This is a genomic window from Stenotrophomonas sp. GD03930 (assembly GCF_029839665.1).
In the GTDB taxonomy this organism is placed as follows: domain Bacteria; phylum Pseudomonadota; class Gammaproteobacteria; order Xanthomonadales; family Xanthomonadaceae; genus Stenotrophomonas; species Stenotrophomonas forensis.
Map to the genome: position 1 here is coordinate 103,891 of NZ_JAOCAV010000005.1, position 18,719 is coordinate 122,609.

The 18,719-nt window shown below is 67.0% G+C and carries 11 protein-coding genes, 1 tRNA gene and 1 other RNA gene; 3 read left to right on the forward strand and 10 right to left on the reverse strand.

What is annotated here, in order from left to right:
- Positions 1 to 10: 10 nt before the first annotated feature.
- The gene (locus tag N5C18_RS20470; protein ID WP_279945516.1) at positions 11 to 10,918 is read right to left on the reverse strand and encodes an autotransporter-associated beta strand repeat-containing protein; all 10,908 of its coding nucleotides are present in this window, start codon (positions 10,916 to 10,918) and stop codon (positions 11 to 13) included.
- 366 nt (positions 10,919 to 11,284) lie between these two features.
- Positions 11,285 to 11,602, reverse strand: coding sequence for a quaternary ammonium compound efflux SMR transporter SugE (gene sugE / locus N5C18_RS20475; protein WP_279945517.1), 318 nt, complete (start codon positions 11,600 to 11,602; stop codon positions 11,285 to 11,287).
- A 299-nt stretch (positions 11,603 to 11,901) separates the two neighbouring features.
- Here sugE and ffs point away from each other — a divergent pair.
- Positions 11,902 to 11,998: signal recognition particle sRNA small type (gene ffs / locus N5C18_RS20480), an RNA gene on the forward strand.
- A gap of 75 nt (positions 11,999 to 12,073) precedes the next feature.
- On the opposite strand, the gene N5C18_RS20485 is transcribed toward ffs, so the two are convergent.
- From N5C18_RS20485 to N5C18_RS20495, 3 genes are read right to left on the reverse strand one after another with little or no spacing between them, the layout of a single operon-like run.
- Entirely contained in the window at positions 12,074 to 12,463 is a 390-nt protein-coding gene (locus N5C18_RS20485) for a nuclear transport factor 2 family protein (RefSeq protein WP_279945518.1), read from the reverse strand.
- Complete coding sequence (locus N5C18_RS20490; protein WP_279945519.1) at positions 12,460 to 13,227, reverse strand: MBL fold metallo-hydrolase; 768 nt, start codon at positions 13,225 to 13,227, stop codon at positions 12,460 to 12,462. The genes N5C18_RS20485 and N5C18_RS20490 overlap by 4 nt, the downstream gene beginning before the upstream one ends.
- Positions 13,227 to 13,976, reverse strand: coding sequence for a 3-deoxy-D-manno-octulosonic acid kinase (locus N5C18_RS20495; protein ID WP_053448926.1), 750 nt, complete (start codon positions 13,974 to 13,976; stop codon positions 13,227 to 13,229). Before N5C18_RS20495 ends, N5C18_RS20490 begins: the two co-directional genes overlap by 1 nt.
- Before the next feature lie 20 nt (positions 13,977 to 13,996).
- Here N5C18_RS20495 and N5C18_RS20500 point away from each other — a divergent pair, with 20 nt between their 5' ends.
- Positions 13,997 to 15,043 carry a glycosyltransferase family 9 protein gene (locus tag N5C18_RS20500; protein WP_279945520.1) on the forward strand — a complete coding sequence of 349 codons (1,047 nt, stop codon included), beginning with the start codon at positions 13,997 to 13,999 and terminating at the stop codon, positions 15,041 to 15,043.
- A 48-nt stretch (positions 15,044 to 15,091) separates the two neighbouring features.
- Here the strand turns inward: N5C18_RS20500 and N5C18_RS20505 are convergent, their stop codons facing one another.
- Positions 15,092 to 15,496: a DUF6165 family protein gene (locus N5C18_RS20505; protein WP_053448924.1), complete on the reverse strand. Its 405-nt coding sequence runs from the start codon at positions 15,494 to 15,496 to the stop codon at positions 15,092 to 15,094.
- Positions 15,497 to 15,802: 306 nt separating this feature from the next.
- Positions 15,803 to 15,893: transfer RNA gene (locus N5C18_RS20510), tRNA-Ser, on the reverse strand.
- Between the two features lie 165 nt (positions 15,894 to 16,058).
- Here N5C18_RS20510 and N5C18_RS20515 point away from each other — a divergent pair.
- On the forward strand, positions 16,059 to 16,763 hold the full coding sequence (locus N5C18_RS20515; protein ID WP_008268107.1) for a protein phosphatase 2C domain-containing protein: 705 nt from the start codon (positions 16,059 to 16,061) through the stop codon (positions 16,761 to 16,763).
- A gap of 110 nt (positions 16,764 to 16,873) precedes the next feature.
- Here N5C18_RS20515 and dnaQ read toward each other — a convergent pair whose 3' ends face one another.
- The 3 genes from dnaQ to N5C18_RS20530 are packed head-to-tail and all read right to left on the reverse strand — an operon-like array spanning position 16,874 to position 18,719.
- Complete coding sequence (gene dnaQ, locus N5C18_RS20520; RefSeq protein ID WP_053448923.1) at positions 16,874 to 17,605, reverse strand: DNA polymerase III subunit epsilon; 732 nt, start codon at positions 17,603 to 17,605, stop codon at positions 16,874 to 16,876.
- A gap of 4 nt (positions 17,606 to 17,609) precedes the next feature.
- Positions 17,610 to 18,062: a ribonuclease HI gene (rnhA, locus tag N5C18_RS20525; RefSeq protein WP_014036151.1), complete on the reverse strand. Its 453-nt coding sequence runs from the start codon at positions 18,060 to 18,062 to the stop codon at positions 17,610 to 17,612.
- Between the two features lie 12 nt (positions 18,063 to 18,074).
- The gene (locus tag N5C18_RS20530; protein ID WP_053448922.1) at positions 18,075 to 18,719 is read right to left on the reverse strand and encodes a hypothetical protein; all 645 of its coding nucleotides are present in this window, start codon (positions 18,717 to 18,719) and stop codon (positions 18,075 to 18,077) included.

The window sequence follows — 18,719 nt, forward strand, 5'->3', positions numbered from 1 at the left end:
CCTACTCCCCTCAGAAGCCCACGCGCAGGTTGATCTGCCCGCCGACATCGCGACGGCCATCGCCATGCTGGCCCTGCACGAACATCGACAGCTGGCTGTTGCGGCCCAACCCGACCGCCACGCCGACCTGGCTGACCAGCGCATTGCGCGCCATCACCGCGCTGTAGACGTCGAAGGCATCGCCACCCACCGCGAAGCGGTTGCGGCTGGCCACGTCGGTGTCACCGGAGGCGTGCTGCCACCCCAGGCCGACGGTCAGCTGTGCCGGGAAACGCTCGCCGCTGCCCACGTCCCAGCGGCCCCGCACGCCCACCGTGCTGACATTGAGCGTGTCCTTGCCGCCTTCCAGCACCAGCGCAGCGCTGCCGCCCTGCTCCGTCGCACGATCGCTGTCGACCCAGTGCTTGGTGAACTGCACGTACGGCTGCAGTTGGGTCCTGCCGTGGGTCCAGGTCCAGCTGCCCTCCACCTGGGCGATGGTCACATCCGAATCCTGGCGGCTGTGCAGGGTCTGGCCCAGCAACGGCACCTCACGGGTGGTGCGCGTGCGGTAATCACCGCGCGACACGCTGCCGCCCACCGCGAAGCCGTTGTTCCACTCGCCCTGTGCGTACAGGCCGAAGGTGGTACCGCGCAGGCGGGCCCGCGAGTTGCGATCGTACAGGCGTGTATCCAGTCGCTCGCTGCCTGCGGCCGCGCCCAGCACCACGTGCTCACCCAGCTGCCAGTCCACGCCGGCCATCACCGCATTGCGGTTGGAACGGATCTCGTCGCCGTTGCCATCGCCATCCTGCTTGAACACCTTGCCGCTGCCGGCCAGCCACGCCGAAGCGCGCTCACCTCGCACGGTGGGCAACTCGCTGCCCAGGCGCTGGCGGATGCCCTCTTCCAGGTAGTTGTCATACAGCAGCACCGCACGGCTGGCCGCATGCACTTCGCCGGACAGCTGGTCGAATGCGCTGCGCGCAGTGCCGGCGTCGTACATCAACAGCGTGTTGTACAGGCCCAGCGCCGGACCGCTCTGCGGCAGGCTGTCCAGCGCCGCAGCCGTGTTGTACTGGTTGCGCGTCTTTGCCACGGTGGTGAACGCTGCGGTCTGCGCCACATCGATCTTCAGGTTCGCGGTGTTCGCGGTGTAGACCGGGGTGATGGTCAGGAAGGCCGACGGCGTGGTCGCCGCGGCGAACTGGCCGCTGACGCCGCCGCCCGCATTGACCACCGTGTACTGCTGGCCCTGCTGATAGCTGGTGCTCGGCGAAAGGGTATTCACCTTCACGGTGCTGCCGCCCACATTGGCGCTGCCTCCCACCTGCACCGTGTCGCTACCGGTGGCGCCCAGATCGATACCCAGCGTACTGCCCGGCGACAGGGTCAGGTTGCCACCGATGGTGATGGTACCGACGCCATTGCCGGTGCCACTGCCGTTGCCGGGGCCATTGCCCGGCGACAGCACGCCGCCGCTGGATACCGTCACGCCGCCACCGGTACCGCCGATGGTGCCGGTGCCGGACAGTCCGGTGCCGCTGCCGATGGTCCACTGGCCACCGATGGTGCCGGTGACATTGAGGCCCCCGCCGGTGACCTGGCCGGTGCCGCTGAAGCCGCCGCTGTTGCCACCAAGGTTCAGGCCGCCCGGGCCGGCCTGCACGATGCTGCCACCGCCACTGATGCTGCCACCCAGTGTCGTGGTGCCCCCCGTGTTGATGACCAGGCCGCCGTTGTTGGTGATGTTGCCGGTGATCGAACCACTGGCGCCGCCATTGCCAACCTGCACGGTGCCACCGGCATTGATGGTGGTGCCACCGGTATAGGTGTTGTTGCCGGTGAGGGTGACGGTGCCGCTGCCGGCCTGGGTCAGGCCGCCGCTGCCGCTGATGGTGCCGCCGACGGTGGTGTTGCCGCCGACGTTGAGTACCAGGCTGCCATTGTTGATGACGTTGCCGGTGATCGCGCCGCTAGCGCCTCCGTTGCCAACCTGCAGCGTGCCGCCCGCGTTGATCGTGGTCCCGCCGGTATAGCTGTTGTTGCCGGTCAGGGTCACCGTGCCGCTGCCGGCCTGGGTCAGGCCGCCGCTGCCGCTGATGGCACCGCCGACTGTGGTGTTTCCACCCACGTTGAACACCAGGCTGCCGTTGTTGGTGACGCTGCCGCCGATCGCTCCGGTGGCGCCGCCATTGCCCACCTGCAGCGTGCCACCGGCGTTGATGGTGGTCGGGCCGGTATAGGTGTTGTTGCCGGTCAGGGTCAGCGTGCCGCTGCCCGCCTGGGTCAGGCCACCGCTGCCAGTGATGGTTCCGCCCAGCGTGGTGTTGCCGGCCACGCCGGACACCAGCGAGCCATTGTTGGTGATGTCACCGACGATGGAACCCGTTGCTCCGCCGTTACCCAGCTGCAGCGTGCCACCGGTATTGATGGTGGTGCCGCCGGTGTAGGTATTGGTACCGGTCAGTACCAGCGTGCCGCTGCCCGCCTGGGTCAGGCCACCGCTGCCGCTGATAGTGCCGCCCAGCAGGGTGTTGCCTGCAACGTTGGAGATCAGTGCGCCATTGTTGGTGATATCACCGGTGATCGCACCGCTGGCACCGCCGTTGCCGACCTGCAGCGTACCGCCCGCATTGATGGTGGTGCCGCCGCTGTAGGTGTTGTTGCCGACCAGGGTCAGCACGCCACTGCCGGCCTGGGTCAGGCCGCCACTGCCACTGATCGCACCGCCGACGGTGGTGTTGCCCGCCACGTCGAACACCAGGCTGCCGTTGTTGGCGACGTTGCCGGTGATCGCACCGGTCGCACCGCCGTTGCCCACCTGCAGCGTGCCACCGGTATTGATGGTGGTACCGCCGGTGTAGGTGTTGTTGCCGGTCAGGGTCAGCGTGCCGCTGCCGGCCTGGGTCAGGCCGCCACTGCCACTGATGGTGCCGCCCAGCGTGGTGTTGCCGGCGACATTGGATACCAGTGCGCCGTTGTTGCTGATGTCACCGACGATCGCGCCGGTCGCACCGCCATTGCCGACCTGCAACGTGCCGCCCGCATTGATGGTGGTGCCGCCGGTGTAGGTGTTGTTGCCGGTCAGCACCAGCGTGCCGCTGCCGGCCTGGGTCAGGCCGCCGCTGCCGCTGACCACGCCACCCACGGTTGCGGTGGTGCCGAGGTTGTAGACCAGGCTGCCATTGTTGGTGATGTCGCCCAGTACCGACCCGGTGGTGCCGCCATTGCCGATCTGCAGCGTGCTGCCGCCATTGATGGTGGTGCCACCGGTGTAGGTATTGCTGCCGGTCAGGGTAAGCGTGCCGGTACCGCCCTGCACCAGGCCGCCGGTGCCACTGAGCACACCGCCGAACGTGGTGTTGCCGTTGTTGCCGCCGGTGCTCAGGGTTGCGCCACCCAGCAGCACGCTGGACCCGGTCACGCCGGCCAGGCCACCGACGCTCTGGTTGCCGCCGGCGCTGATATCCAGTGTCCCGGTACCGGCCAGGTTGACCGTGCTGGCACCGGACAGGCTGCCACCGGCCGCCACCGCCAACGTTCCGCTGTTGATGGTGGTGGTGCCGGTATAGGTGCTGGCACCGCCCAGGGTGACCGTCGAGGCACCGTCCTTGAGCAGGCCGCCGGCACCGCCGATCGCACCATTCAGGGTCAGCGCGTTGCTGCCAGGCAAGGTCAGCGTGCCGCTGGCCAGCTGTATGCCATTGGCCAGGGTCAATGCCGTGGTGCCGTCCAGCGTGGCGTTTCCGCCCACCGTCAGCGTGCCGGTTCCCAGTGCGTTGTTGTTGCCCAGGGCAAGGCCACCGGCGTTGAGCGCCACGCCACCGCTGAAGGTATTGTTGCCGCTCAAGGTCTGCACGCCGGCACCGTTCTTGACCAGGCCGCCGGTACCGGTGATGTCACCAGCGAACGTGGTGTTGCCCACGCCACCGAGAGTCAGCGTGCTGCCACCCAGCGACACCGTGCTGCCGGCCACGCCGGCCAGCGAGCCGATGGACTGCGCGCCCCCTGCACTGATGTCGAACGCGGTACCGGCATTGGCCAGGGTCACCGCGCCGGTCGCGGCCAGGCTTCCGCCCGCGCCGATCGCCAGCGTGCCGGCATTGATGGTGGTGCCACCGGTGAAGGTGTTGGTGCCGGTCAGGGTCTCGGTGCCGCTGCCTTCCTTGACCAGGCCGCCTGTGCCGCCGATCGAACCGCTGAACGTGCCGTTGCTGGCATCACCGATCGTCAGCGTATTGGCGCCCAGGTTCACCGTGCCGTTGCCGATCAGGGTGCCGAAGGTCTGCGTGCCGTTTCCGGCCGACAGATCGAAGGTCGCGCCCGAGGCCAGGTTCACGACGCCACCGGCATGCAGGCTCGCGCCTGCGCCCAGCGCCAGCGTACCGGCATTGATGAAGGTGCCTCCGGTGTAGCTGTTGGTGCCGTTCAAGGTCAGCGTCGCGGCGCCCTCCTTGGTCAGCGAGCCGGCGCCACTCAGGTTGCCGTTGAAGGTGAGGTTGTTGCTGCCCAGTACGGTCAGCCCGCTGTTGAGAATGAAGTTGTTGGCCAGCGTCACTGCGGTGTTCGAATCGAGCGTGGCATTGCCACCCACCGTTACCGCGCCGGTGCCCAGCGCAGCGTCGTTGCCGAGCACCAGACCGCCGGCATTGAGAGTTACGCCACCATTGAAGGTGCTCGCGCCATTGAGCGTCTGCACGCCTGCACCGTTCTTGATCAGGCCACCGTTGCCGCTGATCGCGCCGTTGAAGGTGCTGTCCACAGTGCCGCCCAGGCTCAGCGTGCTGCCACCGAGTGCCACCGTGCTGCCTGCCACGCCGGCCAGCGAACCGATGGTCTGGTTGCCCGCAGAGATATCCAGGGTACCGGTACCTGCCAGGTTCACCGCACCGGTCGACGCCAGGCTGCCACCAGCACCGATGGCCAGCGTGCCGCTGTTGATGGTGGTGCCTCCGGTGTAGGTATTCGCACCGGTCAGGGTCACGGTCGCCGCACCGTTCTTGATCAGGCCGCCGCTACCGGAAATCACACCGCCCAGCGTCAGCGCGTTGCTGCCCAGCAGATCCAGATTGACACCCGCTGCGATCCCGATGTTGTTGGCCAGGTTGACGCCTGTCGATGCATCCAGCGTCGCGTTGCCGCCCACGGTCAGCGCGCCGCTGCCGAGCGCAGCGTTGTTGCCGACCACCAGGCCGCCGCCATTGAGTGCAATGCCACCACTGAACAGATTGGTGCCGCCCAGGCTCAGGACGCCAGCTCCGTTCTTGACCAGGCCGCCGGTGCCTGAAATCGCACCGTCGAACACGCTGTTGGCCACCCCGCCGAGAATCAGCGACTGCGCGCCCAGGCTCACGCTGGAGCCAGCCACCCCGGCCAGCGAACCAATGGTCTGGTCGGCGCCGGATGTCGAGATGTCGAAGCCGGTCCCCGGTGCAGCAAGCGTCACCGCACCGGTTGCCGCCAGGCTGCCACCCGGGCCGATCGCCAGCGTACCGGCATTGATCAGCGTGCCGCCGGTGTAGGTGTTGGTTCCGGTCAGGGTTTCAGTGCCGGCACCGACCTTGGTCAGGCCACCGGTACCGGTGATCGAACCGCTGAAGGTGCCATTGGTCGCCCCACCCACCTCGATCGCATTGGCGCCGAGGTTGATCGTGCCGTTGCCGATCAGGGTGCCGAACTGCTGCGTGCCGTTGCCCGCAGAGAGGTCCAGCGTGGCGCCGGTGGCGAGGTTGACCGTGCCGGTTGCCGACAGGCTGGCATTGGCACCCAGCGCCAGCGTACCGGCGTTGATGTTGGTGCCACCGGTGTAGGTGTTGGCGCCGTTCAAGGTCAGCGTCGCGCCGCCCTCCTTGGTCAGGCTGCCCGCACCGGACAGAACGCCATTGAGGGTCAATGCGTTGGTACCGAGCACGGTCAGCCCGGCATTGAGCGCGATGTTGTTGGCCAGCGTGGCCAGCCCGGTGGTGTCCAGCGTCGACGCACCGCCGACAGTGAGCGTACCGGTACCCAGCGCGGCGTCGTTGCCCAGCACCAGGCCGCCGGCATTGAGTGTCACGCCACCACCGAAGGTGTTGGCGCCGGACAGGGTCTGTACGCCTGCACCCACCTTCACCAGGCCGCCGCTGCCACTGATCACGCCACCGAAGGCGGCGTTGCTGGCGGTGCCGAAGGTCAACGAATTGCCCCCCAGCGCCAGCGTGGTTCCACCCACGCCATTGAGCGCGCCGATGGTCTGGCTGCCGCCCGCACCGGAGATATCGAAAGCGGCACCGGCGTTGCCCAGGGTGACATCCCCCGCCGCGGCAAGGCTGCCGCCCAGGCCCAGTGCCAGCGTGCCGTCATTGATGGTGGTACCGCCGGTATAGGTGTTGGCAGCGGACAGCGTCAGCGTGGTGGCACCGTTCTTGACCAGGCTGCCGTTGCCATCGATCACCCCCGACAATGTCAGCGTGTTGCTGCCCGGCAGGGTCAGCGCAACACCCGAGGCCAGGTTGATCGCATTGCCCAGGCTGACGCCGGCACCTGCATCCAGCGTGGTGCTGGCATTCACCGCCAGAGCGCCACCGCCCAGTGCGCCGTTGGCGCCGACCACCAGCCCACCACCGTTCAAGGTCAGGCCACCGCCGAAGGTATTGGTGTTGTTGAGGGTAAGCAGGCCGGCGCCGTTCTTGACCAGGCTGCCGTTGCCCGCCACGACGCCGCCCAGGGTGACGTCATTGCTGCCGCCCAGCGTCAGCTGCGTGCCGTTGCCGAAGTTCACTGCATTGGCCAGGTTCACCGCCACCGTGTTGTCCAGCGTGGTGGTGCCTCCAATCGCCAGCGCCCCGGCTCCCAGCGCCCCCGCGTTGCCAAGAACCAGGCCACCGGCATTCAGTGCGACACCGCCGCCGAAGGTATTCGCGCCGGACAGCGTCTGCACGCCGGTGCCGGTCTTGACCAGTCCGCCGCTGCCATCGATGACGCCGGCAAAGCTGCCATTGCTGGCGCCGCCGAAGGTGAGTGACTGCGTACCCAGCGCAACCTGGCTGCCGGCCACGCCGTTCAACGCGCCGATGGTCTGGCTGGCGCCCGCCGCGGAGATATCCAGGGTTGCACCCGCACCGGCAAGATCCACGGCGCTGCCTGCGGCGAGGCTGCCGCCGGCACCGAGTGCCAGCGTACCGGCGTTGACCGTGGCGCCGCCCAGGAAGGTGTTGGCTCCGGACAGCGTCAGCGTCGAGGCACCGTTCTTGATCAGGCCACCGGTGCCGCCCACCACACCGGTCAGAGTCAGGTTGTTGCTGCCCGGCAGGGTCAGCGTGTTGGCGCCTAGGTTCACTGCATTGGCCAACGTCACCGCAGCGCCGGCATCCAGCGAAACGTTGCCGCCGATGTTCAACGCTCCCGTGCCGAGCGCGCCGTTGGCGCCGACCGACAGGCCACCTGCATTCAACGCAAGGCCACCGCTGAAGAGATTGCTGTTGTTCAACGAGAGCACGCCGGTTCCGGTCTTGATCAGGCCGCCGGTGCCCGTGATCAGGCCGCCCAGGGCAGTGTTCTGGTTGCTGATCAGGCTCAACTGCGCGCCGGCATCGAGATCGATTGCATTGGCCAGGTTCAAGGCCACCGAGCTGTCGAGTGTGGCGTTTGCACCGACTGCAAGAAGTCCGGTTCCAAGCGCGCCGGCATTGCCCAGCATCAGGCCACCGCCATTGAGCACCAGGCCACCCGTGAATGCATTGGCACCATTGAGCGTGAGCGTGCTGGCGCCGTTCTTGACCAGGCCGCCCGCACCGGAAACCACCCCGCCGAGCGTGATCGCCTGCGAACCCGGCAGTGACAACACCGCCCCGCTGCCGAGGGTCACGTTGTTGGCCAGGTTCAGCGCCGCGCTGCCGTCCAGCGACGCGCTGCCTCCCACATTCAACACGCCACTGCCAAGTGCGCCACTGTTGCCGAGCAGCAGGCTGCCAGCGTTGAGCGTCAGGCCACCGCTGAAGGTGTTGGTGCCATTCAAGGTCAGCAGCGAGGCACCGTTCTTGGTCAGGCTGCCGGTGCCGGTGATATTGCCGCCCAACGTGAGGTTCTGGCTGCCCGGCAAGGTCAGCGCCGCCCCCAGGTTGATGGCGTTGCCGAGGTTCAGTGCGGCCGAGCCATCGAGCGTACCGTTTCCGCTGACGGTCAACGCGCCACTGCCGATTGCACTGTTGTTGCCCAGCAGCAGGCCGCCCGCGGCCAGGTTCAGGCCACCACTGAACGTATTGACGCCGCTCAGCGTCTGCGTGCCGGTTCCCTGCTTGACCAGGCCGCCGGTGCCACCGATCACCCCGGCGAACGCCTGGTTGGTGGCATCACCGAAGGTGAGCGTGCTGCCGCCCAGGGTCACGGTGCTACCGGCAATGCCGGACAACGCACCGATGGTCTGGTTGCCTCCGGCCGAAATATCCAGGTCCGCGCCGGCACCGGCCAGGCTGACCGCACCGCCGGCGGCCAGGCTTCCGCCGCTGCCCACCGCCACCTTGCCCGCGTTGATCGCCAGGCCACCGGTGAAGGTATTCGCACCACCCAGCGTCAGCGTGGCCGCTCCGTTCTTGACCAGGCTGCCGGTACCACCGATGGAACCGCCCAGGGTCAGCGCATTGCTGCCCAGCACATTCAGCAGCCCGCCCACGCCAAGGTTGATGCCATTGCCCACGCTCAGCGCAGAGCCTGCATCCAGCGTCACCGCACCGCCGACGTTCAGTGCGCCGGTTCCGAGCGCACCGGCATTGCCGAGCACCAGGCCACCGGCAGCAAGTGACAGCCCACCACTGAAGGTGTTGGCGTTGTTGAGGGTCAGGGTGGTGGCACCATTCTTGACCAGGCTGCCGGTCCCACCGATCACGCCGTTGAACGTCAGCGCCTGGTTGCCGGTCAGGTTGAGGATGCTGCCCGCCCCCAGATTGACCGTGTTGGCGAGCGCAAGCGCGCCCGTGGTGCCATCCAGCGTCACGTTGCCGCCGACGCTGAGCGCACCGCTGCCCAGCGCAGCCGCGTTGCCCAGCAACAGGCCACCGGCGTTGAGCGCCACGCCGCCACTGAGGTTGTTGACGCCTGACAGGGTCTGCACGCCGGAGCCGAGCTTGACCAGGCCACCCGTGCCTGCGGCGAAGGTGCCGCTGTAGCTGGTATTGCCCAGCCCGCCGAGCGTGAGCGTGCGGCTGCCGAGGTTGACCGAGCCGCCGAGCCCAGCCAGCGAGCCGATGGTCTGGTTGCCCGCTGCAGACAGGTCAAGGCTGGTGCCGACGCCGACCGTGATCGCGCCGGTGGGCGACAGGGAGCCGCCCGCGCCCAGTGCCAACGCGCCTCCGGCCAGGTTGAAATTGCCGGTCAGCGAATTGGCGCCGTTCAAGGTCAGGGTGCCGGCACCGTTCTTGGTCAGATTGCCGGCACCGGAGATCGAGCCGTTCAATGACAACGCATTGCTGCCCAGCAGGTTCAGCGCGCCGCCACCATTGATCACCAGGTTGTTGGCCAGGTTGAAGCCGGCCGTCGTATCCAGCGAGGCGCTGCCACCGACGGTCAGGCTGCCGTTGCCGAGCGCGCCGGCATTGCCCAGCACCAGGCCGCCGGCATTGAGGTTGACGCCACCGCTGAACAGGTTCGCGGCGCCCAGGGTGACGATGCCGGTGTTGTTGACCGTCAGCCCGCCGGTACCGGACAACAGCCCCCCCAGGCCGAAGCCCTGGGCACCGCCCAGGGTCAGCCCGCCATTGAGGGTGAAATTGTTGCCCAGCGACAGCCCCGCACCGCTCGCCGCAATCGAACCACCAGTGACGGTGAACAGGCCGGTACCGAATGAGGTGTTGCTGTTGAAGTTGACCAAGCCATCATTGAGCGTGGTCGTACCTGCGCCCGCCCACGCCCCCTGCAGGTTCCAGGTACCGCTGTTGACAGTGAGCCTCTGGAAGTTGATGTACTGGTTCCAGCCCAGCGTGGTCACCGCCCCACCGGTACCGCTGCCGGTTCCGGTCGCGCTGTTCTGCAGCACCAGACTGTTGTTGGACGCCGAACCGCCGTCGACGATGCCGGCGGCCGCCAGATTCACCGCAAGCGCGCCGACCTGTCCGGCCACGCCGATGCCTGCGGTGTTGACGCTGGAACCCGACACGGCGGTGAAGGTATTGCCGCTGACCGAACTGCCCAGGTTCACACTGCCGTTGATGATGCCCGCATTGAGCAAGGTGTTGCCGGCCCCCGTTGTGGCTGACCCCTGGAACCCGATGCGACCGGTGATGGTACCGGTGTTGTTGAGGTTGGTCTGCGCGCCACCGTAGCTGACGATCGACGCCGCATCGGCTGTGGTCAACAGGCCTGCGCCAAAGATGGACATGTCCACATTGCCGGCGTTGACGATGTTGCTGACACCGCCGGAAGCGTTCTGCACCACCAGCGCCTGTCCGCCGAAACCAAGGATGGAACCGATATTGACCAGGCCCTTGATCGCCCCGCCCGCCTGGTTGTTGACGTTGATGGTGTTTCCGCCGGCCGTGTTGTTGCCCAGCACCATGCCCGCCGCCGCCAGGCTCAGGCCACCATTGATGGTGGGATCGACCGTGCCCTGGTTGCTCACTGTAATGCCGTTACCGCTCAGGCTCACCGCACTGCCGCCAACGATCGGCGGCACGCTGAGCACTGCACCGGTCTGGATATCCAGCGTCACGCCATTGATGCTGTTGGCCAGCGAATTGGTATTGGAGCCGGTCGCGCAGGTCACCGTGGTACCTGCGGTACTGCACGCTGCGAAGGCCGAACCGCTGGCCAGCGTGGCCGCCAGTGCGACCGCCAGCTGATGCGCCCGCAGTCGCGGTGGCCGCTTCGCGGTAACCGCACTTCCGCCGGGATTCTGAGCGACCTCCGATGCAACCTGCATTACGCCAAGGGCGCGATTGAAAACCAGACGGTAAATGCGGTTCATCGGTAAATCTCCATGAAAAGACCGGATGGCACTGCGGGCAGGTTTTTTGAAGACGATGCGGCGCATCCCGGCTCCCGATGGGGGAACAAGGCCTGGCGGCATTAACTTCTGAAAATCTTCACATCTTCACGCGGGCGCGCAGCGAAGACGACGCGTCAGCGTATCCGTCGGAGCGAAAACTCCCCGATTCCGCTCGACGAATGGCGGCACTGTGCGACGGGCGCCGACAGTGCCGCGTGAATCACCCACATTATTTTCATGACGTGCGTCAAATAAAATACGTGAATGAATTTATTTTGCCGAAAATGCACATTCCCTATTCACGGCAAACATCCTGAGCGCGCATATAACCGCCCGGATAAACTCTCAGCTACTGGAGAGTTTCATCAAAACCAGGCCAGAAACGATAAGCACCGCTGCGCCGATCCGCATCGGGCTGACCTGTTCGCCAAGAAACACGATGCCGACCACGAACGCACCGACCGCACCGATGCCGGTCCAGATTGTATAAGCGGTGCCCAGCGGCAGGCTGCGCATGGCGATCGCCAGCAGCCAGAAACTGGCGATCATGCCGACGATCGTGACCACAGTCGGGGTGAGCCGGGTGAAGCCTGCGGATTGCTTCATGGACACGGCCCAGACGATTTCCAGCAGGCCGGCGAACAACAGATGGATCCAGGCCATGACGGCCCTCCTCTTGGTAGGGCCAGGCCGTCCTGGTCATTGGGTCCCGATGTGGGGGAGGTCGTTCCTCCTGGCCGGCATTCTAGCAACGGGGGTGCGCCCCGCCCGCCGTTGCCGGGAACGGGTTACAGCCGATTCAGTGCGTGAAGCTGGCGCCGATGGGCCTGCCTGCGCTAGAATGCGCGTCTGCCATCAGCCAGCTGATGTGCAGTCCGGCTGTGGTCTCCGGCGCATCGCGCGCTGCTTCCCTGATCCGTGAACTGGCCGCCCACCGGGCGGCCAACGTCTCTATGGTGGCCCCGTCGGCCCCTCGCGACGCTAGGTCGAAAACTCCGCCAGGGCCGGAAGGCAGCAACGGTATCGATCGACGCGGGCGCCGAGGTCAGCCGGCGGGGCCATCGCCTTTTCGGGCGATGCCCACTCTGTTGGATGCCAACCTTGGTTGGCGCTCCTCGCCGGGCATGGCCCGCGCTACTGCGCTTCCGGCGTGCCCTGATGGAACACCACGCGCCACCGTTGCCCATGCCGGCGCCACAGCGAGCTGCGCAGTACCCAGCGCTGCGCCTGCCCATCCGCGTGATAACGGCTGCGGTAGCGCACCTGGGCCAGGCCATCGGCCAACAACCGCACCGCGAACTGTTCCGACTCGATCAACACCTGCGTCCGCTCCAGCGGAATCTCCGCCAGCGCAGCGTCACGGCCGTAGCACTGGCCGGAACTGCCGATCTCGCTGAAATCCTCGTCCAGCAGGGCCGCAAGGGACTCGCGATCACCCCGCACCTGCGGCGCATGCAGCGCGCGTTCCAGCGCCTCCAGTTCTGCGGCCAGCACCGCATCGGCAGGCTGGCCGGTACCGTTCACGGCGGGTCTTGGGCGAGCACGTGCGGTGCGGTCGGGCTGGCCAGCGGCACGCACTGCCCCGGCTGCGCCACGCGGTACCCGCGCGCGGCCAACGCCTGGCCATCGGCCACGCTGGCGTAGTGGTAGAGCATCATCCGCGCCTGAAGCTCCGCGCTGTACTCGCGCTCCAGGTCGTCCACGCCGGTATGCGACGGATTGCCGTGCAGGCCGCAGTCGTGGGCGATCAGTTCGTTGTCATTGGCGTAGCGGGCCAGCATCTCCGGAATCGGCCGGGTATCGCCACTCCAGGTCAGCGCGCCCTGCAGGCGCAGGCCATAGGCCGTCTCCGGCCAGTGGTGGCGCACCGGGAACGCCTCCAGGCGCACGCCTTCGTGCCAGAACGCCTCACCCACCACGACCAGCTGGAAGGCATCCCAGAAGTTGGCACCGCCCTCGGCCAGCACGTTCGGGTAGTCGCCGATGCGTTTGTGCAGCAGCGGCACCACCGTGGCGGGCACATACAGGCGCACCTTGCCGCGCCGGTGCGCGTTGAAGAAGGTGTCCACGAACAACCGTTCGAAGCCGGCCACGTGGTCCAGGTGCACATGGGTGACGAACAGTGCCTGCGGCATGTGCCCGTAGTGCGCCTTGAACGCGGTCAGGCCTTCACCGCCGCAATCGATGGTCAGCCACGGACGGCCATCGCGCTCGATCACCGACATCGGCGACCCCAGCTCGACCGCCGACGCATTGCCGACGCCAAGGAAACGCAACGACCAGTCCATCAGGTGCCCCGGTTCCAGGCCATGTCATAGGCGCGGCGCAGCCGCGCGTAATCCTTCTGCACGTCTTCCACGCTGCGCTCGCCGCGCAGCTTGATCAGCGAGCGCAGCAGTCGCTTGAGATTGCGTTCACGCCAGGCAGTGGCCGGGATGCGGATCACCCCGCGGTCGAAGTCGATCAACCAGCCGTGCCCGCTGCCATCGAACAGGATGTTGTGCGCGTTGAGGTCGGCATGGTCCAGGCCGGCACGGTGGAAGCGGGCGATCAGCCGCCCGGTCTCCTCCCACGGTGCGCCCCGGCCGGCGACCAGCGCGCGGTCGGCCAGCGAGCGGACGCCCTCGATCCGCTCCATCAGGATCGCGGCCCGGTAGCGCAGGCCCTCGCGCATGTAGAAGGCTGCCAGTGGCCGGGGCACCGGCAGCTTCTTCTCGCGCAGCGCGCGCATCAGCCGGAACTCGGCAAAGCTGCGGGTGCGGTCCGCGCCGCGCCAGAGGTACTGGTCGTGGCTGATCCTGGCCGCCATGCCGCCGCGCAGGTAGTGGCGCAGCACGCTGGCGCCGAACGGCGCATCGATGAACCAGGCGCTGCCACGACCGCCTTCACCCACCGGGCGGGCCCTGCTGCCCCAATGCTGGGGCGAGAACAGGCCGATCTCGGCTTGCCGCAGCCGCTCGCGGTCGAACAGAATGGCCCCGATGCCGCGACCCTCGCGGCATGGCGTCAGCGCTTCATTGGCGTCGAATGCGACCATTTCATTGAGTCTAACAACACATGGCATCAGCGTCCTCCTCCTTGTGCCTCCTGCGCCTGTCCGCACTCGGCGATGTCACCCACGTGGTGCCCTTGGTGCGCACGCTGCAGGCTGCGCGTCCGGACACGCCGATTCACTGGATCATCGACAAGGTCGGCCAGAAGCTGCTCGATGGCCTGCCCGGCGTCACCTTCCATGCCTACGACAAGAAGAGCGGCATGGCCGGCGTCAAGGAACTGCGCAGGCAACTGCCGCCAGGACGCTTCGAAGCGCTGCTGCAGATGCAGGTCGCGTTCCGGGCCAACCTGCTGTCGGCCTTCATTCCCGCCGAACGCCGCATCGGCTACGACCGCAGCCGTTCCAAGGATCTGCATGGGCTCTTCATCAACGAGCGCATCCCCGACCGTCCTGGCATCCACGTGCTCGATGCCATCGGCAGCTTCTGCGAGCCGCTGGGCCTGCGCCAGACCGAGGTCAGCTGGGACCTGGCCGTGCCACCGTCTGCCCATGAGTGGGCCGCTGCGCAGTGGCAGGACGATGGCCGCCCGGTGCTGATGATCTCGCCGTGTTCCAGCCACGTGCGCCGCAACTGGTATGCCGACCGCTACGCCGCCGTGGCCAACCATGCTGCCCAGCGCGGCTGGCAGGTGGTGCTGTGCGGTGGCCGCAGCGAGCTGGAGCGCAGCATGGCCGATGCGATCCAGGCGCAGCTGCACACACCGGCACTGGACCTGGTCGGCAAGGACACGCTCAAGCAGTTGCCCGCCCTGCTCGCCCGCGCCAACCTGGTGATGACGCCGGATTCGGGCCCCATGCACATCGCCAACGCGATGGGCGCGAAGGTGCTGGGCCTGCACGCGGCCAGCAACCCGAACCGCAGCGGCCCGTACTCGGACCGCCGTTACTGCGTGGATCGCTACGACGACGCTGCGCGCAAGTACCTCGCCAAGCAGGCCGCCGATCTGAAGTGGGGCACCAAGATCGAGTTCGATGATGTGATGGAACTGATCACCGTCGAAGACGGCATCGCCGCCTTCGAGCGCTACGTCGCCGACCACCTGGGGTGAGTGGCAGGCCCATCCACGCATGGCGTGGATCTGCCCCCTTGGCCGGGATTACGCGCGCTGCGCGTAATCCTGGTAGGACTTCTCTTCCACGTAGGCCGAACCGAGCGCCAGGTTGATCGCCTTCTTGATACGCGCGCGCTCGTCGTTGCGCAGGTAGACGCTGCGCGCCAGGTCGATGAAGCCCTGGTCGAACGCCTGCGCCTTCTCCTTCAGCCGGATGTCGTCCTCGATGTCCCACAGCTGCTCGTTGACCTCCTTCAGGTCGGCGCGCAGCTTGGCGACGTCCTTCACCGCCGCCGGGTGTGCCATCCAGGTCTTCTCCAGCGCCGACAGCTCCTTGCGCACATTGGCCAGCTTGGCCTCGTCGCCAATGCGCTCGGACTTGATCTGCAGGATCGAGATCTTGTCCAGCAGCTCGCCAAAGGAAACGGGCACGAGGATTTCAGCGGTCATGGGGAAAGCTCCAGCAGTTGATGCAGGCAGTTTAACCCGCAGCTCGCGACGGAATGGGTAGATCCACGCCATGCGTGGATGGTTCAGCTCGGCAGGAACAGCCTCCACGCATGGGGTGGATCTACCGATGCATCTGGAGGAACAAGCCCCTCTGTTGAGGGGCTGCCCCGACAGGGGCGGGGAGAGGCAGGCAAAGGGAGGGGCCCACAGGTTGCGCAGCAACGTGTGGGGCGACGTGCAGAGCGCGGCGCGTCCCACGCCAGATAAAGAAAAAGGGCCGCCTTTCGGCAGCCCTTTTTCTTTATCTGGCGGAGAGGGGGGGATTCGAACCCCCGAGGCGCTATAAACGCCTGCCTGATTTCGAGTCAGGTACATTCAACCACTCTGCCACCTCTCCGGGTGGTCCCCGGCGGACCGGGGACGCGCATCATACGAGGAAGTGAGGCCGACGACAAGTCATTGCGGCCAATGAAGTGAAAATTTCCTGAGCGCACGCCTTGCCGGATGCCTGCAGCCGCCCGATGATGCCCGTCTCCCCAGCATTACCCCGCCCCTGCCCACCATGATCGAATTCGGACACCTCACCCACCCCGGCATGCGCCGCGAGCTCAACGAGGACACCTACTACGGTGACACTGAGCTGGCCCTGTGGCTGGTGGCCGATGGCATGGGCGGGCATGCCTGCGGTGAAGTAGCCAGTGCGCTGGCGCGCGAAACCATCGTGCGCGAAATCCGCCGCGGCGCGCCGCTGGTTCAGGCCATCCGCACCGCCGACGAAGAAATCATCCGCGCCTCGCGGCGGCGCAACGACACCCTGCCGATGGGTACCACCGTCGTTGCCGCGCGCGTGCAGGGCAACCGCTATGAAGTGGCGTGGGTGGGCGACAGCCGTGCCTACCTGTGGCGCGATGGCCAGCTGGCCCAGCTCAGCCAGGATCACAGCGTGGTGCAGGAACTGGTCGCGCAGGGCAACCTGACCGCCGAACAGGCGCGCGCGCATCCGCATCGCAACGTGGTCACCCAGGCCCTGGGCGTGACCGATCCGGCGCATCTGAACGTGGCCACCACCAGCGGTGAGCTTCGCCCGGGCATGCAGCTGCTGCTGTGCAGTGACGGCCTCACCGAGGAAGTGGACGACCGCGGCATCGCCCGCACCCTGGCGTTCGAGGACGCCAGCGCGCAGGAATGCGTGGACACGCTGGTCGCCGCCGCGCTCGATGGCGGCGGCCGCGACAACATCAGCGTGATCCTGGTGCGCTGCCATTAGCCCGTAGATCCACGCCGTGCGTGGATGCGGTAGTGCCGGCCGCTGGCCGGCTCACCGGGAAACCGCGTATCACGCAGATGCCGGCCAGCGGCCGGCACTACCCAAGTGCATTACGCGCTGGCGGGTTCTTCCAGCTTCGGGCCATCCCACAGCGCGTGGCCGGCCTTCTTGCGCAGCCGTTCCAGGCGCGCAGCGTGCGCCTCCAGTTCCGATGGCGTCGCCATCACCCGCGGGCGCGGCAGCAGTTTGCTGGTATCGAACGCCTGCAGCGCTGCACCTGCGCCACCGCCGTCCTCATCGCCCAGGCCGAAGCCGATCTCTTCCTGGCCCGAGGTCAGCGCAATGTAGACATCGCCCAGGATCTGCGCATCGAGCAGGCCGCCGTGCAATGCGCGGTGCGAGTTGTCCACGCCTAGCCGCTTGCACAGTGCATCCAGCGAGTTGCGCTGGCCCGGGAAGCGCTCGCGCGCCATCACCAGGGTATCGATCACCGTGCAGCGGTCGGTGATCTTCCCGTACTGCGGCCCCAGCAGCGACAGCTCGTTGTCGAGGAAGCCCAGGTCGAATGCCGCGTTGTGGATGATCAGCTCGGCGCCATCGATGAAGGCCAGGAACTCGTCGGCGATCTGCGCGAAACCGGGCTTGTCGTCGAGGAACTCCAGGGTCAGCCCGGTGACTTCCTGCGCGCCCTGTTCGAACTCGCAGTCCGGCTTGATGTACTGGTGATAGTTGTTGCCGGTCGGGCGGCGCTTGAACAGCTCCACGCAGCCGATTTCGACGATGCGGTTGCCCTTCTTCCACTCCAGGCCGGTGGTTTCGGTATCGAGGATGATCTGACGCATGGGCTCAGTTTACCGGGCTGGAGTCGCGGATCTGGATGGCCGCGTTGCGCGCCAGGGTATCCACCCGCTCATTGTCCGGATCGCCGGAGTGGCCTTTCACCCAGCGCCAGTCGATCTGGTGCCGCAGCGTGGCCGCATGCAGTCGCTCCCACAGCTCGCGGTTCTTCACCGGGTCGCCGCCAGCGGTCTTCCAGTTCTTGCGGATCCAGCCCGGCATCCACTGGGTCAGGCCCTGCCGCACGTACTGCGAGTCGGTGTAGAGCACGATGTTGCAGGGCTCGGTCAGCGTCTCCAGCCCGGAAATGGCCGCCATCAGCTCCATCCGGTTGTTGGTGGTATGCGCTTCGCCGCCACTCAGTTCGCGCTCATGGCCCTTGTAGCGCAGCAGCGCGGCCCAGCCGCCAGGACCTGGATTGCCGAGGCAGGATCCGTCGGTGTGGATTTCGATGGTTTTCAATACAACTCCAGATCAGGTAGCAACGGTGCCGTGCCAACGCACCGGCAACGGTTTCGGCCCGGGCAGGGCCAGCGTGCGTTTTTCCGCATGGAACAGGCAGGCCGCGCGCAGCGGCGCCCAACCGCCCGGGCGGCGGCTGCCGGCGCCGCGCCAGAGCGGGCCGAGGTAACGCATATCGTCGCATTCCAGCCCATGCCGGCCGAGCAGCAGGCGGATCCGCTGCGGCGTACGCACCACCAGCCCATGCTGGCGCCAGCGCGTGCGGTACGGGCTGAACGGATTGAGGCTGCTCAGCCACAGGTGGCCGCCCGGCATCAGCACGCGCTCGCACTCGTCGAGCAGCAGGTCGGCATCGGCGGCGGTGACATGCTGCAGCACGATCGCATTGACGCTCTCGTTGGCCAGCGGCAGCGGCAACGCGCAGCGGGTATCGCCGGCATAGCCGTGGCCGTGCCGGTGCAGTCGCAGGCCGCGCCCCCCCAGCTGTGCGTCGTCCAGCCAGGCCGCACTCGGCGCGATCCACAACCAGGGCTGGGACGGCAACACCGACAGCTGCGGCAGCAGCAATTGCCGCTCCAGCACGCGCAACGCCGCCGCCGGTTCACTGTCGAACCACGGGGTCTGGCTCGCTTGACGGGTGCTCTGCAGCGCGGGCAT

Excerpts from the sequence above, each read along its gene's own strand:
- N5C18_RS20505 (WP_053448924.1), bottom strand. The coding sequence starts at position 15,496 with ATGACCGCTGAAATCCTCGTGCCCGTTTCCTTTGGCGAGCTGCTGGAC.
- N5C18_RS20530 (WP_053448922.1), bottom strand. The coding sequence starts at position 18,719 with ATGCCCGCGCTGCAGAGCACCCGTCAAGCGAGCCAGACCCCGTGGTTC.
- N5C18_RS20515 (WP_008268107.1), top strand. The coding sequence starts at position 16,059 with ATGATCGAATTCGGACACCTCACCCACCCCGGCATGCGCCGCGAGCTC.
- sugE (WP_279945517.1), bottom strand. The coding sequence starts at position 11,602 with ATGGCCTGGATCCATCTGTTGTTCGCCGGCCTGCTGGAAATCGTCTGG.
- N5C18_RS20470 (WP_279945516.1), bottom strand. The coding sequence starts at position 10,918 with ATGAACCGCATTTACCGTCTGGTTTTCAATCGCGCCCTTGGCGTAATG.
- dnaQ (WP_053448923.1), bottom strand. The coding sequence starts at position 17,605 with ATGCGTCAGATCATCCTCGATACCGAAACCACCGGCCTGGAGTGGAAG.
- N5C18_RS20495 (WP_053448926.1), bottom strand. The coding sequence starts at position 13,976 with ATGGTCGCATTCGACGCCAATGAAGCGCTGACGCCATGCCGCGAGGGT.
- N5C18_RS20490 (WP_279945519.1), bottom strand. The coding sequence starts at position 13,227 with ATGGACTGGTCGTTGCGTTTCCTTGGCGTCGGCAATGCGTCGGCGGTC.
- N5C18_RS20500 (WP_279945520.1), top strand. The coding sequence starts at position 13,997 with ATGGCATCAGCGTCCTCCTCCTTGTGCCTCCTGCGCCTGTCCGCACTC.